Source organism: Bradyrhizobium sp. 41S5, from assembly GCF_011516665.3.
Classification (GTDB): domain Bacteria; phylum Pseudomonadota; class Alphaproteobacteria; order Rhizobiales; family Xanthobacteraceae; genus Bradyrhizobium; species Bradyrhizobium quebecense.
On sequence record NZ_CP083721.1, the window covers coordinates 6,343,089 to 6,358,543 of the forward strand.

Genomic DNA, 15,455 nt, shown 5'->3' on the forward strand with positions numbered 1-15,455 from the left:
TTGTCGTACCGGATGCTCACGCGAAGATGATCGGCGCCCGATCCGCCGATCGGCGCACGCGGCCTCGATTGGGGTTTTGTGTACCGCGCTGGTCCCCCTCTCGAGGCCGCACTCTTTCCGCATCCGATCTGCACGCCGCAGATTTGGACGTCGGACGGCCGGTCATCCATTGACGCCCTCACAATGGCTGCGTCTACCCCGATAGAGTCCGGGGTAGTGCAGTTTCGCGTCTCTTGCGTCTTTTGGGGCGCGCTCTCGGCGGTCAGCCGAGATCGCTGCGCGGATTGTAGGGATTTCGCTCTCGCCACGTCTGCATCAATGCCTCAAGCTCGGCATCGTTCCCGTCGGGAAGGATGATGCGGGTCGTGACATAGAGGTCGCCGACGGCGCCCGCCTTCGACAGCCCCTTGCCCCTGAGGCGGAAGGTACGGCCGCTCGAGGTGTTCTTCGGGATCGACAGTTCGACCGCGCTGCCGAGCGTCGGCACCCGGACCTTGCCGCCCAGCACCGCCTCGTAGAGGGTCACAGGCAGATCGATCCGCAGATCGTTGCCGTCGACCTTGAAGAACGGATGCGGCGCGATCGAGATCGTGATCAGGAGGTCGCCCGGCGGGTGACCTTGCGCGGTGTCGCCCTGCCCCTTCAGGCGGATCTGCTGGCCGGCGGTGACGCCGGGCGGAATCTTGACGTTGAGCTCACGGCCGGTCGGCAGGCGCACGCGCTTGTCGCCGCCCCTGACCGATTCCTCCAGCGACACGGTCATGGCGACCGAAAGATCGAGGTCGACGCCGACCCCGCCGCCTTCGAATTCAAACGGGCTCGCCCGCCCGCGCGCGCCACCGCCGCCACGCGCGGCGTTGCCGAACATGCTGTTGAGGATGTCCTCGAAGCTGCCGCCGCCCACGCCGCCGGGGCCGGGACCGCCGCGGAAGCTGTACTCGAAGCCGCCGGGACCGGCACGGCCGCTGGCGCCGCCGCCAGGGAATCCCTGGAAGCGCGGCTTGCCCTCGGCATCGATCTCGCCGCGGTCGAACTGCTTGCGCTTGTCCTCGTCGCCGACGATCTCGTTGGCCGTGTTGATCTCTGCAAAGCGGGCAGCCGCCTTCGGATCGTTCTTGTTGTTATCAGGGTGATGCTTCTTGGCGAGCTTGCGATAGGCGCTCTTGATCGTCGCAGCGCTGGCGCTCCGCTGCACCCCCAAGACCTCATAGGGGTCGCGCATCCGTCACGTCTCCTTCACGGGAAAATCAGTCCTGGGAACCCATCGGGCCCACTTTGTCCTTATGTGGGGACCCAGTGGCATTTTTGCAACTAGCTTGACGCCGGCATCGGCCGGGACTTTCAGGACTTGCTCTCAGGACTTGCTCCAAGGCTTCAGGCTATGAATTTGCCACCGGCCTTGTCCAGCCTTGCAGGCGGCGCCCTGCAGCCAGGTCTCGGTGGCTCCATTGACATAGCTGGCGAGGAAATCCCGGCACGTCTTGCCGTCCTCGTCCGAATAGGCCTGGGCCAGCGGCGTCACCGAGCCGCGCGCCCCGGTCTGGGGATTTTCCCAGGGCTGGCTGGAATCCTTGTCGCCCCTGGTCAGCACGTCGGAGGCGGCGTTGCGGGCAAAGGCGAGATCGCTATCGGTCGGCATCACTGCGCTGACCTGGGTCGGGTTGATCGAGCCCGTCACATCCTTGTCCATCTTGGCGAAAGCATCGGTGCGCGACAGGCTGCAGCCGCTGGCGCCGACGCCGATCAGGATCAAGGTCACCACCGCGCCCGCGGGGTGGATCGCCGATAGGCCAACGCGCCCCCATGCCCTATATAGGGCTAGAAACGCGCTCTCGGACGCGGGCGAATGCAAATCGGGACTCCTGACATGACCGACACGACCTCCATCAAACACCCGACACCGTTAACATCGGGTGATTTCACCGCGGCGGAGGAGCCGTTCGCCCTGTTCGGCGAATGGTTTGCGGAAGCGGTCAAGTCCGAGCCGAACGATCCGAACGCGATGGCGCTCGCAACCGTCGATGCCGACGGGCTGCCCGACGTGCGGATGGTGCTGATGAAGGGCTTCGATGCCGACGGCTTCGTGTTCTACAGCCACATTGCCAGCGCCAAGGGCAGCGAATTGGCCGCAAACCCCAAGGCCGCTTTACTGTTTCACTGGAAATCGCTGCGCCGTCAGGTGCGCATCCGCGGGGCGGTAACGCCGGTGACGGACGCCGAGGCCGACGCCTATTTCGCCACGCGGCCGAAGCAGGCGCAGATCGGCGCCTGGGCCAGCAAGCAATCGCAGCCGCTGGAGAGCCGCTTCGCCTTCGAGCAGGCGATCGCCAAGGCCGGCGCGAAATACGTCATCGGCGAGGTGCCGCGTCCGCCGGGCTGGAGCGGCTGGCGGATCACGCCGCAGCGCTTCGAGTTCTGGCACGACCGCCCGTTCCGCCTGCACGACCGCATCGAATTCCGCCGTGACGGCGCCGGCAGCGCCTGGTCGAAGGTGCGGCTCTATCCGTGACGACGACAGCTCAAAAGACGACAACCTGAAAGACACCATGTCCCCTCCTTCCAACGCGCCGCGCCGTACCCTGCTCCTGACCGGTGCCAGCCGCGGCATCGGTCACGCCACCGCGATCCGGTTTGCTTCCGCCGGCTGGCGCGTCATCACCTGCTCGCGGCATGCATTTCCGGAAGTCTGCCCCTGGGGCGCTGGACCGGAAGATCATATCGAGGTCGATTTCGGCGACCATGACGACACGGTTCGCGCCATCAGCGAGATTCGCAAACGGTTGGTGAACGACGAGTTGCACGCGCTCGTCAACAACGCCGCGATCTCGCCAAAGGGTGCGGCCGGCGCGCGGCTCGGGACCATGGACACCGATATCGAGACGTGGCTGCACGTGTTCCGCGTCAACTTCTTCGCGCCCATCATGCTGGCCCGCGGGCTGATCGACGAGCTCAGGCACGCCAAGGGCGCGGTGGTGAACGTCACCTCGATCGCCGGCTCGCGCGTGCATCCGTTCGCCGGCGTTGCCTATGCGACCTCGAAAGCCGCGCTGGCGTCACTGACGCGGGAAATGGCATCCGACTTCGGCCGCGTCGGCGTGCGCGTCAATTCGATCGCACCGGGCGAGATCGATACTTCGATCCTGTCGCCAGGCACCGAGAAGATCGTCGACCAGCAAATCCCGATGCATCGCCTCGGCACTCCGGACGAGGTCGCCAAGATCATCTACGTGCTGTGCACGGAAACCAGCTCCTACGTGAACGGCGCCGAGATCCACATCAACGGTGGCCAGCACGTCTGAGCTGTGGCTTGGATGTTGTTTCGGGGAAGGAAGCGAGAGGTTCGAGGCGATCCCGGCCGCCGCCGCGGCCGTCACGTTGGGATTGCTTCGATTGCAGGCGTAACGACGCAGACGAGGCTTCTGCCTCCAAAAGGCCTCAGCCTCTAGTCCGCATAAAACCGGCGAGACTTCTTCTCAATCGGCTGCAGCGCGATGTCGTTCAACGCGCTGGAGCAATCGTCTTCGTCCTCGCCATCAAGCAACGCAGCGCCACAATAGCGGCAAAGTCTCGGCGAGATCGCCTGCACCTTGCCTGCTGCGCGGTCGTGTTGATAGCGCGCAAAGTCGATGACGTTACGCCGTGGCGTTATGATCTTCTGAACCATTGCTGTCCTCCGGCTTCGAGGCGGGCGTTATCGCAGACAAGTTTCGCCCAAACGTTCAGCGCAACACTCAAATTTTAGCAGAGGAAATAAGGCAGAAAGCGCGTCCCAAAACGCGACGTGTGGAACCAGCGCTACAGCCACTTTTTCCACTTGAAGATCCAGTACGGCACGATCGCCGCGATCAGCATCAGCACCAGCGCGAACGGATAGCCGTGCGTCCATTCGAGTTCCGGCATGATCTTGAAATTCATGCCGTAGACCGAGGCAATCAGCGTCGGCGGCATCAGCACCACCGCCATCACCGAGAACAGCTTGATGATGTTGTTCTGTTCCAGATTGACCACGCCGAGCATGGCGTCGAGCACGAAGGTGATCTTGTTGGAGAGATAGGAAGCGTGGTCGGTCAGTGAGGCCACGTCACGCTGCATGGTCTTGAGCTGCTCGCGCATGTCCTTGGACCATTTCACCCCTTCCACGATCGCCGAAAGGAACGTGACGAGGCGGCCGATCGAGACCAGGCTTTCGCGGACCTTCGAGGTCAGGTCGCCCTTGCGGCCGATCGCGATCAGGATCTGCGAATATCGCTTGGCGTGGCCGTGGCGCTCGGCCTCCGGCTCGAAGATCTCGTGGGAGACCTGGTCGATGTCGGCCCCGCAGCGCTCCAGGATGTCGGCGCAACGGTCGATCACCGCATCCAGCAGTTCCATCAGCACCTGCTCCCCGGTGATGCCGGGGGAACAGGCCCGAGCCAGCTTGTTCTCGACCAGCGCGAACGGCTTCGGCAGGTCGTAGCGCACCGTAACCAGCCGATGGCCGGTCAGGATGAAGGTGACCGCCGTGGTGCGCGGCATATCGGTGTCAGACTGGCACATCAGCGTCGCGGTCATGTAGCGCGCGCTGTTCTCGATATAGAGCCGGCTGGAGATCTCGATCTCCTGCATGTCTTCCCGGGTCGGAACCGCGATCCCCGCGAGCTTCTCGACCGCCCGGTCCTCCTCGACGGTCGGGTTCACCAGGTCGACCCAGACCGCCGCCTCCGGCAGCGCGCCGATGTCGGTGGCGGCGGCCTTCTTGAGGGAAAAGTCGGAGGGAACGAACACCGACAGCATCACGGACTCCACGAAACAGGGCTGGCAAGACCCGTCGATCTAGCGCGATTCTGGCTGGCGCTTCATGACCGGGCGATTAACCGGACATCCACCTTTGTGGCCGCCAAGCGGCAGTGAATGTGACGTTGAAGCAGCTTCGATTGAACAACCGTTGCCTGTTTGCACAAAAACTGGCCGCACACCAGAAGACTTGCGGCAAAAAAGCCACAGACGACGTCCCGCGATGCGGGAAAGGCATCTAAACTCTGGGAATAATGGCACGTTTCGGCAATAATGCCCTTCATGGAATCGTGGCGTTTGGGGCGTAATGTTGGCGCTTTCGGGCGCGGATTTTCGATTGGAATGTAATCATGTCGTCGTTCAAAGTTACCTTCGGGATCCTGGCCGCGGGCCTGATGTTGTCGGGCTGCATGCAGGCCACGACCTATGAGGCAACCAACACGGCCGCCTTCAAGCCGCGTGACAAGGAACTGCTGGCCAAGACCACCTATGTCAAGACGCCGGTGGCTGAACCGTTCCGCCGCGCCATCGTCGAGTACCACCGCAAGGAAGCCCCCGGCTCGATCGTGGTCGATTCCGACAACCATTACCTCTATTACGTGCTGAACGACGGCAAGGCGATCCGCTACGGCATCACCGTCGGCGAAGAAGCCATGGCCTGGTCCGGCATTGCCAAGGTCGGCAGTATGACCGAATGGCCGGCCTGGCATCCCACCCCCGGCGAAATCTCGCGCCTCGGCGTTCCGACTTTCGTGGCGCCCGGCCCGGACAATCCGATGGGCTCGCGCGCGATGTATCTCTACTCGGGCGGCAAGGACACGCTGTTCCGCATCCACGGCACCAACCAGCCGGAATACATCGGCTCGTCGATCTCTTCGGGCTGCATCCGCATGACCAACGAGGACGTCATCGACCTCTACAACCGCGTCAAGCTCGGCACCATCGTCGTGGTGCTGGAGCCGAAGCACGGCGACTCGCCCTACAAGCCGCAGATGGCGCTGCAGGGCGCCGGCGGCACGACCTACTGATCCCAATCACGTCGCAATCGCGATCAAAGGCGCCGGCTTTGCCGGCGCTTTTTTGTTGGCTGCGGCTTGGTCTCGGCAGCACCCCCGGGCGCGGCCGCATCATCCGATTTCGCCGCATCCGGCTCATCGGCCTTGCCGCGGTCGGCTTTGGATCCGTCGGTCCTGGATGAGTCCGGCTTGGACGCGTCCGATTTGGCGGCGACCTCGCGCGGCGGCGCCTCTTCGGGGCGCTCGGCCGGCAACAGCGGCGCGACATGCGGCAGCGGGTCGTACACGTTCCACTGGCAGATCCGGTAATTGTTGCGGCGCTCGATCAGGTCGAGATGGACGTGGTCCTCGTGGTACCAGTCCGAGCCCGGGCCGAGCACGGTGGAGAAGCGGCCGCAGACCGAATGCAGCAGGGTCTCGCGCAGATCGCGCGGCACGCTGCGGTCGGTCAGCGAAATCGACTTGCCGTTGGCGAGACCGAAGGCGCGCACGTCGAGCGCGTTGGCGCGGCCATGTTCGGAGAGTTGTGCGCCGGCGACGCGATTGCGGCCGCGGCACTCGAACGAGTCGAAATTGTCGAGATTGCTGATCCCTCCGCCGAGGCTCTGCGCCAGCGGCGCGATATCGGTACGGACCCAGTCGGCGACTGCACTTGCCATCTTGCAGCGGAGGATCGCCGCGGGCTTGACCGCGACCTTGTGCTTGTCCGGAAGCACGATGGCCTCGAGCCGCACCAGATCCTCGCCGCCGCAGCCGCCGGCGCCGTGGATATCCGGAATGCTCGGCGCGATCGCGATCTCCTCGGTGAGGGCCTGCCGGCAGGCCGAGAGCTGCGGCGTGGGCGGCTCGGCGGGCTTCGCTGCTTCGGCTGGCTTGGCCGTCTCGCCGGGCCCGGCAGCCTCAGCAGGCGCGGCCTGTGGCGGTGCCGCAGCCGCCGGCGGCTCGGGCTCCGCGGCCGCAGGCGCGTCAGCTGCTGCCGGCGCCTCCGCGGGGCGTGGCTTCGGCAGCGGCACCGCTGAGCGGCGGACCGCCTTGTGCGCCCCGTGCGATCGGGTGCCAAACAGATCGTCCCAGGGAAAGCCAGGCGCTCCGCGGGCGGCCTGCGCGGTCCCCGCTTGCATGCCAAGGCAAAGCAGCGCGGCGGCAGCGGTAACCATTGCCGAGCCCCCGCGACGAAACGCGCCATCGGGCCATTTTCGGCTTGCTTTCTCCGCGCTACAGTTCATGTCAGTTCCGTGATTTTACCGCCGGCCGTCCAAGATGCCGGCGGATCATGCGTGAGGATCGAGGAGGGATTTGCGTATGCTTGGCTTGATGCAAGATTGGCCTTTGCTGTGTCACAAGATTATTGAGCATGCCGCCAAATATCACGGCACGCAGGAAGTCGTGACCCGGTCGGTCGAAGGCCCCATTCATCGCACCACCTACGCCCAAATCCACGCCCGCGCGCTGAAGGTCTCGCAGAGCCTCGAACGCGACGGCATCAAGCTCGGCGACCGCATCGCCACTATCGCCTGGAACACCTGGCGCCACCTCGAGGTCTGGTACGGCATCATGGGGATCGGCGCGATCTGCCATACGGTCAATCCACGACTGTTTCCGGAACAGATCGCCTGGATCGTCAACCACGCCCAGGACCGCATCGTCATCACCGACCTCACCTTCGTTCCGGTGCTGGAGAAGATCGCCAGCCAGCTGCCGAGCGTCGAGCGCTACGTGGTGCTGACCGACAAGGCGCACATGCCGCAGACCACGCTGAAGAACGCGGTCGCCTACGAGGACTGGATCGCGGCATCCGACGGCAAGTTCGCGTGGAAGACCTTCGACGAGAACACCGCCGCGGCGATGTGCTACACCTCCGGCACGACGGGCGATCCCAAGGGTGTGCTCTATTCGCACCGGTCCAACGTGTTGCACGCGCTGATGGCCAACTCGAAGGACGCGCTCGGCACCTCCGCGTCGGACACAATGCTTCCGGTCGTCCCCTTGTTCCATGCCAACAGCTGGGGCATCGCCTTCTCCGCGCCATCGATGGGCACCAAGCTGGTGATGCCGGGCCCGAAGCTCGACGGCGCCTCGGTGTACGAGCTGCTGTCGACCGAGAAGGTCACCCATACCGCGGGTGTCCCGACGGTGTGGCTGATGCTGCTGCAATACATGGCCGCCAACAATTTCAAGCTGCCGGATCTGCAGATGGTGATCTGCGGCGGCTCGGCGATGCCGCGCTCGATGATCAAGGCGTTCCTCGACATGGGCAGCCAGGTGCGCCACGCCTGGGGCATGACCGAGATGAGCCCGCTCGGCACGCTGGCCACGCTGAAGCCGCCATTCAACGCGCGCACCGGCGAGGAGCGGCTCGACATCCTGCAGACCCAGGGCTATCCGCCGTTCGGCGTCGAGATGAAGATCACCGACGACGCCGGCAAGGAGCTGCCGTGGGACGGCAAGACCTTCGGCCGTCTCAAGGTCTCCGGCCCCGCGATCGCGAAGGCCTACTTCCGGGTCGATGCCAACATCCTCGACGACGCAGGCTTTTTCGACACCGGCGACGTCTCGACGATGGACGAGCACGGCTACATGCGGATCACCGACCGCTCCAAGGACGTGATCAAGTCCGGCGGCGAATGGATCTCCTCGATCGATCTCGAGAACCTCGCGGTCGGCCACCCCGCGGTGGCGGAAGCCGCCGTGATCGGCGTCCATCACCCCAAATGGGATGAGCGGCCGCTGCTGATCGTGCAGCTCAAGCAGGGCGAGAGCGCCACGAGCGAGGACATCCTGAAGTTCATGGACGGCAAGATCGCCAAATGGTGGATGCCCGACGACGTCGTCTTCGTCGACGGCATTCCCCACACCGCGACCGGCAAGATCCTGAAGACGGCACTGCGCGACCAGTTCAAGGATTACACCTTCCCGACGGCGGCGGCTTGACGCTTTACCCTCCCCTGGAGGGGAGGGTCGGCTCACAGCGAGCAAAGCGAGATGTGAGGCGGGGTGGGGTGATCTCTCCACTCGGGCAGCGCCCGATATAAGAGACCTTCACCCCACCTCGGTTCGCATTTCATGCGAACCGATCCTCCCCCCTCCAGGGGAGGATAGGAATGTCCCAAATCCCTTGAATTCGCCGCAGGTCCGTGGTCTCACACGATCATTGGCGGCGGCTGAGGTCGCCGGGGCAATCCTAACCGGCAGATTATTCGACGATGGCGCGCAGGTTTTCCGCTCCCTACCAGCAGGAGCCCGTGTCCGGTCTCGCCACCTGGTCGCGCAACCTCGCCATCTTCTCCGTCGTCGCGGTGGTGGTCTCGATCATTATCGTCCGGTTCGGGTTCCTGGAGGTCAAGCCGGCGCTGGCGACCTTCTTCGGCGCGCTGGGCCTGGCCGGCCTGTCGATCCTGCTCGGGCTGGCCGCCTTCGCCGCGATCTGGCAGAACGGCACCCGCGGCATGGGCCGGATCCTGCTCGCGTTCCTGATCGACGCCGCGATCCTCGGCTACCCGGCCTATCTCACCTATCAGTACCGCAAGCTGCCGCGGATCTACGACGTCACCACCGACGCGATCGACCCGCCGAAATTCGAGGCGCTGGCGCGGCTGCGCACCGGCGAAGGCACCAACCCGGCCGCCTATGCCGGCCTCTATTCGGCCGAGAAGCAGCGCGCCGCCTATCCCGATATCGAAACCGTCGAATTGGAAACCCCGGTCGACCGTGCCTATGAGATGACCTTGCGGCTGGTGAACCGCCGCAAATGGCTCGTCATCGACGCACGCGCGCCGCAGCCGCCGCGCCGGATCGGCCGCATCGAGGCGGTGGCACGCACGCCGATCATGGGTTTCCGCGAGGACGTCTCGATCCGGGTCACGCCCGACGACGAGGACTCGCGCGTCGATATCCGCTCCGCCTCGCGCTATTTCGACGCCGATCTCGGCAGCAACGCCGCGCGGGTCAAGAAGCTGATCGAGGACCTCAACACCGCCGCCGACAACGAAAACGCCAAGCCGGCGAAGAAGGCGGCGCCCGTCGCGCCGAAGGCGCCGCCGGCGAAGACCGTGAAGAAATAATCTCCCCCGTCATTCCGGGGCGCGCGCAGCGCGAGCCACGGAATGACGAACTAAAGCATGACCCGGAAAAGTGCGAAGCGGTTTTCCGAAAGGATCATGCTCAAACTAAGAGCTAAAGCGCGATGACGATTCAACCTGATCTCATCGCGCTTTAAGCCATCCGGTACGTGCCGCCGATCACGGGATCGCCATCCGTCGACACGATGCCGCGCGCGACCAGATCCTCCAGATGCGCCAGCACCGAATAGCCGGCGGCATTGGCGAGGCGCGGGTCGAGCCCGATATAGATCGCCCGCACCATGGTCGGGATATCGGCCTCACCCTTGCCGAGGCGATGCAGGATCGACGCCTCGCGCGCCCGGCGATGCCGCGCCAGGAAACGGACATAGCGCGGGCCTTCCGGAATCTCCGGGCCGTGGCCGGAGAAATAGAGCTGCTCGGGGCGCTGTCCCAGTTGCTCGAGCGAGGCCATATAGTCGATCATCGAACCGTCCGGCGGCGCCACGATCGAGGTCGACCAGCCCATCACATGGTCGCCGACGAAATTGATGCTGCGCTCGGCCCAGGCAAACGCCAGGTGATTGGCGGTGTGGCCGGGGGTCGCGACCGCCTCCAGCGCGAAGCCACTGCCCTCGATCACGTCGCCGTGCTTGACCTCGATGTCGGGCCGGAAATCGCGGTCGGCGCCGGATTCCGGATTGTGCTTCTCGCTCTCGAAGCGCGGGCGCGAGGCGCGGTGCGGCCCCTCGGCATAGACAGGCGCGCCGGTCGCAGCCTTGATCCGCGGCGTGTTCGGCGAATGATCGCGATGGGTATGGGTGACCAGGATATGCGTCACGGTCTCGCCCTTGACCGCATCGAGCAGCGCTTTCGCATGCGCCTCATCGTCGGGACCGGGATCGATGATCGCGACCTTGCCCTGTCCCACGATGTAGCTGACCGTGCCGGTGAAGGTGAACGGGCTCGGATTGTTGCAGAGGACGCGGCGCACGCCGGGCCGGACCTGTTCGACTACGCCGGGCTTCAGCGGAAAATCGCGGTTGAACGGGATGTCGTCGTTGTCGGCCATGGCTTTTGTCCGTGATGTCCGGATTCTCTTTGACCTCGTCATGCCCGGGCTTGTCCCGGGCATCCACGTCTTCCTTTGCGAGCCCCAAGACGTGGATGCCCGCGACAAGCGCGGCCATGACGACGTTTGGGTGGGCGCCGCTTTACGAGAACGCCTGGATGCCGGTGATCGCGCGGCCGAGGATCAGCGCGTGGACGTCGTGCGTGCCCTCATAGGTGTTGACAGTCTCGAGGTTCGCGGCGTGACGCATCACATGATACTCGATCTGGATGCCGTTGCCGCCATGCATGTCGCGCGCCATGCGGGCGATGTCGAGCGACTTGCCGCAATTGTTGCGCTTGACGATCGAGATCATCTCGGGCGCCATCTTGCCCTCGTCCATCAGGCGGCCGACGCGCAACGAGGCCTGCAGGCCGAGCGCGATCTCGGTCTCCATGTCGGCGAGCTTCTTCTGCACCAGCTGGGTGGCGGCGAGCGGCCGGCCGAACTGCTTGCGGTCGAGCGTGTATTGGCGCGCGCGGTGCATGCAGTCCTCGGCGGCGCCGAGCGCGCCCCAGGAGATGCCGTAGCGGGCGCGGTTGAGGCAGCCGAACGGGCCCTTGAGGCCGGAGACGTTGGGCAGCAGCGCGCTTTCCGGCACCACGACGTTGTCGAGTACGATCTCGCCGGTGATTGAGGCGCGCAGCGAAAGCTTGCCGCCGATCTTCGGCGCCGACAGGCCCTTCATGCCCTTCTCCAGGATGAAGCCGCGGATCTGGTTGTCATGCGCGGCCGACTTGGCCCACACCACGAACACGTCGGCGATCGGCGCGTTCGAGATCCACATCTTGGCGCCGTTCAGCTTGTAGCCGTCGGCCACCTTCTCGGCGCGGGTCTTCATGCCCCCGGGATCGGAACCGGCGTCCGGCTCGGTCAGGCCGAAGCAGCCGACCCATTCGCCGGTCGCGAGCTTGGGGAGATATTTCTTGCGCTGGTTTTCGTCGCCATAGGCGTAGATCGGATACATCACCAGCGACGACTGCACCGAGTTCATCGAGCGATAACCGGAGTCGACGCGCTCGATCTCGCGCGCCACCAGGCCATAGGCCACGTAGCTCGCATTGGCGCAGCCATATTCCTCGGGCAGCGTCACGCCGATCAGGCCGAGCTCGCCCATCTCGTTGAAGATCTCGCGATCGGTCTTCTCTTCCAGATAGGCCTTGGTGACCCGCGGCAACAGCTTGTCCTGCGCATAGGCCCGCGCGGTGTCGCGGATCAGGCGCTCGTCTTCGGTGAGCTGGTCGTCGAGCAGGAACGGATCATCCCACTGGAAGCTGGCGGCAGCCGGCTTGTCCTTGGCCTGGGGGCGCACGCTCATGAAACATCCTTTCGCATCGTCACTCGGAAATTGGCGGATAAATTAAAGCGCTATGCTGCGAAGCGCAATTGAATTGGGCGTATGTCGCGCCCGGGGCGATGCGCACGCATCGCGCCCGGAATGACCCGCGTCAGCACTCCAGCCGCTCGTTCGACACGATCTCGATGCCGAAACCGGACAAACCCTTGTAGTCGTGCACCGAAGAGGTCAGGTGCCGGATCGAGGTGATGCCGAGATCGCGCAGGATCTGTGCGCCGACGCCGACCTCGCGCCACTGCTTGTTGCGATCGGCCTCCGCCGATTTCTGCTCGCTCACCGGCTGGACCGGAACTCCGGCGGCACCATCCCGCAGATAGACCAGCACGCCGCGGCCGGCAGCCTTGAAATGCCGCAACACGGCTTCCATCCGCGCCGGACCCGTGAAGAGGTCCGTCACGATATTGGGCTTGTGCAGCCGGGTCAGCACGTCCCGGCCATCGCCGATGCCGTTATAGACGAAGGCCGCATGCATGATCTCGTCGAACGGCGAGCGATAGGCATAGCCCTGCAAGGGGCCGATCGGGCTTTCGGTGGTGAAGGTCGCGACGCGCTCGATCAGCTTCTCGCGCGCCTGGCGATAGGCGATCATGTCCGCGATCGTGACATGCTTCAGCTTGTGGGCGGCGGCGAATTTCGCGACCTGCTCGCCCTTCATCACGGTTCCATCGTCGTTCATCAGCTCGCTGATGACGCCGACCGGCGGCAGGCCTGAGAGCCGGCACAGATCGACCGCGGCCTCGGTGTGGCCGGAGCGCAGCAGCACGCCGCCGTCGCGCGCGATCAGCGGGAAGATGTGGCCAGGGCGCGCGAAATCGTTGGCGCCGGCATTGGGATTGGCGAGCGCGCGGCAGCAGGAGGCGCGTTCGTCGGCGGAGATGCCGGTGCCGCCATCGGGCTTGTAGTCGATCGAGACGGTGAAGGCCGTGGTGTGGTTGGACTCATTATGCGCCACCATCGGGTCGAGCCGCAGCCGGCGGGCGTCCTCGGTGGTGATCGGCGCGCACACGATGCCGGAGGTGTGGCGGATGATGAAGGCCATCTTTTCCGCCGTGCAGAACGACGCCGCGACGATCAAATCGCCCTCGCCTTCCCGATCGTCATCGTCGGTGACGACGACGAGTTCACCCTTCGCAAAGGCTTGCAGCACTTCCTGGATCGTATCGGCCATTGTCCTGACATCTCGCTTTATGCAGGCAGTGGATTAGCCGGGTTCCGATGTCAGCGCCAGTATCATTATGCAACCCGCCATGCGTCCGGCAGGCATACCAGGCGGTGGCGGGCACCGTGGCCCCTTTGCTTGAGCATGATCTTGTCGGAAAACCGGTCTCCACTTTTCCGGATCATGCTCGCTTACGGCAGCACCTCGCGGCGGCCGCTGAGCTGGGCGTCGAGCTCGGCGCGCTTGTCGTCGAGCAAGCCGGCGTCGGCGGCCTCTATCACCGAATAAAGCTCGCCGGCGTCGCTGAGCCGGGTCACCGTCACGTAGTCGGCGCCGGCGGCGTAGAGATCGTCGACACCGGTCAGGAGATCGGCGGTGGCAACAACCTTCGCGGTCGGATTCAGGGCGCGGACGTGGCGCACCAGCTTCTCATTGTCGGCGCCGACCAAAAGGAAATCCGGCACGCTCAGGATGATGATCTCGGCCTTGCCGATGCCGGCATGAACCAGCGTATCGACGTTGCTGATGTCGCCATAGATCACGTGCATGCCGCGGTCGGTCAGCGTGCGGAACACCAGCGGATTGAAGTCGATGACGCTGATCTGCTCGAGCAGCGACTGGTTCTGCCGCTCGATCTGGCTGATCAGCGCGCTCGCGGCACGGAAGAAGCCGAGGATCACGATGCGTCGGATTTCGCCATGCCCACCCTCTTGGCCACCCTCCTGCCCGGCCTCGCCGCCGGCCTCGCGTCGATGGTCGAGATCACGCAGCCCGATCCGCTTCAACGGACCGATCAGGCCGCGCACGATCTGATCGCTGCGGGCCATCGCGAAGGTCGAGAGCACCGCCAGCACCACGAAAGCGAACGAGACTGCATTCGCGGTCTCGGTCCCGATGTGGTTGGCGGCAACGCCGGTCTGGATCACCACCAGCGAGAACTCGGAAATCTGCGCCAGATTGATCGCCGGCAGCAGGCTGGCGCGCAGGCCCTGCTTCATCAGATAGAGCGGCGTGAACGTCGTGACCATGCGGCTCGCCACCGTGAAGGCCGCGATGACCAGCGCAAGCCAGATCACCTGTAAGCCCGGGATCGGGATCGTCATGCCGAGCGCGACGAAGAACAGCGTGATGAAGAAATCCCGCAGCGTCGTGACCTTGGCGGTGACGTCGAGCGCGTAGGGAAAGGTCGAGATCGAGACGCCGGCGACCAGCGAGCCCATCTCGCGCGACAGGTGCAGCCGCTCGGCGATCTCGCCGATCAGGAAGCACCAGGCGAGCGCGCCGAGCAGCACCAGCTCGGGCCGGCGCGCGATCTGGTGGAACAGCCGCGGCAGCACGTAGCGGCTCAGCACCAGCGCGGTCGCGACCAGCACCGCGACGCGGGCGATCGACAGCAGCACGACGCCGATCTGCAGATTGTCCAGGCTCGGCTGCACGGCCAGGAACAGGATCGCGAAGATGTCCTGCAGCACCAGCACACCGAGCGTGATGCGGCCCGGCAGCGTGTCCAGCTCGCGCTTCTCGTAGAGCACCTTGACGATGATGACGGTCGAGGACAGCGCGCAGGCGACGCAGAGATAGACCGCATCGAACTTGCCGCCGCCGATCGCAAGCCCGATCCCGGCAAAGAACGCCACGCCGATCAGGCAGCCGCCGATCAGCTCGCCGGCGCCGGCGAACAGGATGACCTTGCCGGCGCGGATGATCTTCTTGAGGTCGATTTCCAGCCCGATCATGAACAGCATGAAGATCAGGCCGAGCTCGGAGATGACGCTGATCGATTCCTGGGACTTGACCCAGCCCATGCCGAATGGACCAATGAAAAAGCCGGCGATAAGGTAGGCCAGTATCAGCGGTTGCCGGGAGAAATGGGCGAGCAGCCCAATCCCCCAGGCAAACAGGATACAGAGCGTGATATCGCGAATGAGTTCATGCATGCGTCAAAGACTTCCTGTTGCCGCAACCTAGAGGGCCGGGCGTG

General features: G+C 64.7%; 14 protein-coding genes. 5 read left to right on the forward strand and 9 right to left on the reverse strand.

Features of this window, described 5'->3' with window-relative positions; genetic code table 11:
• Positions 1-262: 262 nt before the first annotated feature.
• Both HAP47_RS30475 and HAP47_RS30480 read right to left on the reverse strand, forming a co-directional pair.
• A complete protein-coding gene (locus tag HAP47_RS30475) occupies positions 263-1,222 on the reverse strand; it encodes a DnaJ C-terminal domain-containing protein (RefSeq protein ID WP_173641400.1) in 960 nt (319 codons plus the stop codon).
• Positions 1,223-1,354: 132 nt separating this feature from the next.
• Positions 1,355-1,759: an RT0821/Lpp0805 family surface protein gene (locus HAP47_RS30480; protein WP_173641399.1), complete on the reverse strand. Its 405-nt coding sequence runs from the start codon at positions 1,757-1,759 to the stop codon at positions 1,355-1,357.
• Between the two features lie 108 nt (positions 1,760-1,867).
• Here HAP47_RS30480 and pdxH point away from each other — a divergent pair, with 108 nt between their 5' ends.
• Positions 1,868-2,509, forward strand: coding sequence for a pyridoxamine 5'-phosphate oxidase (gene pdxH, locus HAP47_RS30485; protein ID WP_173641398.1), 642 nt, complete (start codon positions 1,868-1,870; stop codon positions 2,507-2,509).
• 37 nt (positions 2,510-2,546) lie between these two features.
• The gene (locus HAP47_RS30490) at positions 2,547-3,299 is read left to right on the forward strand and encodes an SDR family NAD(P)-dependent oxidoreductase (RefSeq protein WP_173641397.1); all 753 of its coding nucleotides are present in this window, start codon (positions 2,547-2,549) and stop codon (positions 3,297-3,299) included.
• Between the two features lie 143 nt (positions 3,300-3,442).
• Here the strand turns inward: HAP47_RS30490 and HAP47_RS30495 are convergent, their stop codons facing one another.
• Together HAP47_RS30495 and HAP47_RS30500 are read right to left on the reverse strand one after the other, a co-directional pair.
• A complete protein-coding gene (locus HAP47_RS30495) occupies positions 3,443-3,664 on the reverse strand; it encodes a hypothetical protein (protein WP_173641396.1) in 222 nt (73 codons plus the stop codon).
• Between the two features lie 131 nt (positions 3,665-3,795).
• On the reverse strand, positions 3,796-4,773 hold the full coding sequence (locus tag HAP47_RS30500) for a magnesium transporter CorA family protein (RefSeq protein ID WP_173641395.1): 978 nt from the start codon (positions 4,771-4,773) through the stop codon (positions 3,796-3,798).
• Between the two features lie 350 nt (positions 4,774-5,123).
• On the opposite strand from HAP47_RS30500, the gene HAP47_RS30505 reads away from it, so the two are divergent.
• On the forward strand, positions 5,124-5,801 hold the full coding sequence (locus HAP47_RS30505) for a L,D-transpeptidase (protein WP_173641394.1): 678 nt from the start codon (positions 5,124-5,126) through the stop codon (positions 5,799-5,801).
• Between the two features lie 23 nt (positions 5,802-5,824).
• Here HAP47_RS30505 and HAP47_RS30510 read toward each other — a convergent pair whose 3' ends face one another.
• Entirely contained in the window at positions 5,825-7,015 is a 1,191-nt protein-coding gene (locus HAP47_RS30510) for an extensin family protein (protein ID WP_371821679.1), read from the reverse strand.
• Positions 7,016-7,091: 76 nt separating this feature from the next.
• On the opposite strand from HAP47_RS30510, the gene HAP47_RS30515 reads away from it, so the two are divergent.
• Together HAP47_RS30515 and HAP47_RS30520 are read left to right on the forward strand one after the other, a co-directional pair.
• Positions 7,092-8,720, forward strand: a complete 1,629-nt coding sequence (locus HAP47_RS30515) for a fatty-acid--CoA ligase (protein ID WP_173641393.1) — start codon at positions 7,092-7,094, stop codon at positions 8,718-8,720.
• A gap of 272 nt (positions 8,721-8,992) precedes the next feature.
• Positions 8,993-9,850, forward strand: a complete 858-nt coding sequence (locus HAP47_RS30520; protein WP_173641392.1) for a DUF1499 domain-containing protein — start codon at positions 8,993-8,995, stop codon at positions 9,848-9,850.
• Positions 9,851-10,001: 151 nt separating this feature from the next.
• On the opposite strand, the gene HAP47_RS30525 is transcribed toward HAP47_RS30520, so the two are convergent.
• From HAP47_RS30525 to HAP47_RS30540, 4 genes are all read right to left on the reverse strand, one after another.
• The gene (locus HAP47_RS30525; protein WP_173641391.1) at positions 10,002-10,919 is read right to left on the reverse strand and encodes an MBL fold metallo-hydrolase; all 918 of its coding nucleotides are present in this window, start codon (positions 10,917-10,919) and stop codon (positions 10,002-10,004) included.
• A gap of 142 nt (positions 10,920-11,061) precedes the next feature.
• A complete protein-coding gene (locus HAP47_RS30530) occupies positions 11,062-12,276 on the reverse strand; it encodes an acyl-CoA dehydrogenase (RefSeq protein ID WP_173641390.1) in 1,215 nt (404 codons plus the stop codon).
• 130 nt (positions 12,277-12,406) lie between these two features.
• Complete coding sequence (gene ribB, locus HAP47_RS30535; RefSeq protein WP_173641389.1) at positions 12,407-13,483, reverse strand: 3,4-dihydroxy-2-butanone-4-phosphate synthase; 1,077 nt, start codon at positions 13,481-13,483, stop codon at positions 12,407-12,409.
• 182 nt (positions 13,484-13,665) lie between these two features.
• The gene (locus HAP47_RS30540; RefSeq protein WP_173641388.1) at positions 13,666-15,411 is read right to left on the reverse strand and encodes a cation:proton antiporter; all 1,746 of its coding nucleotides are present in this window, start codon (positions 15,409-15,411) and stop codon (positions 13,666-13,668) included.
• Between the last annotated feature and the right edge of the window lie 44 nt (positions 15,412-15,455).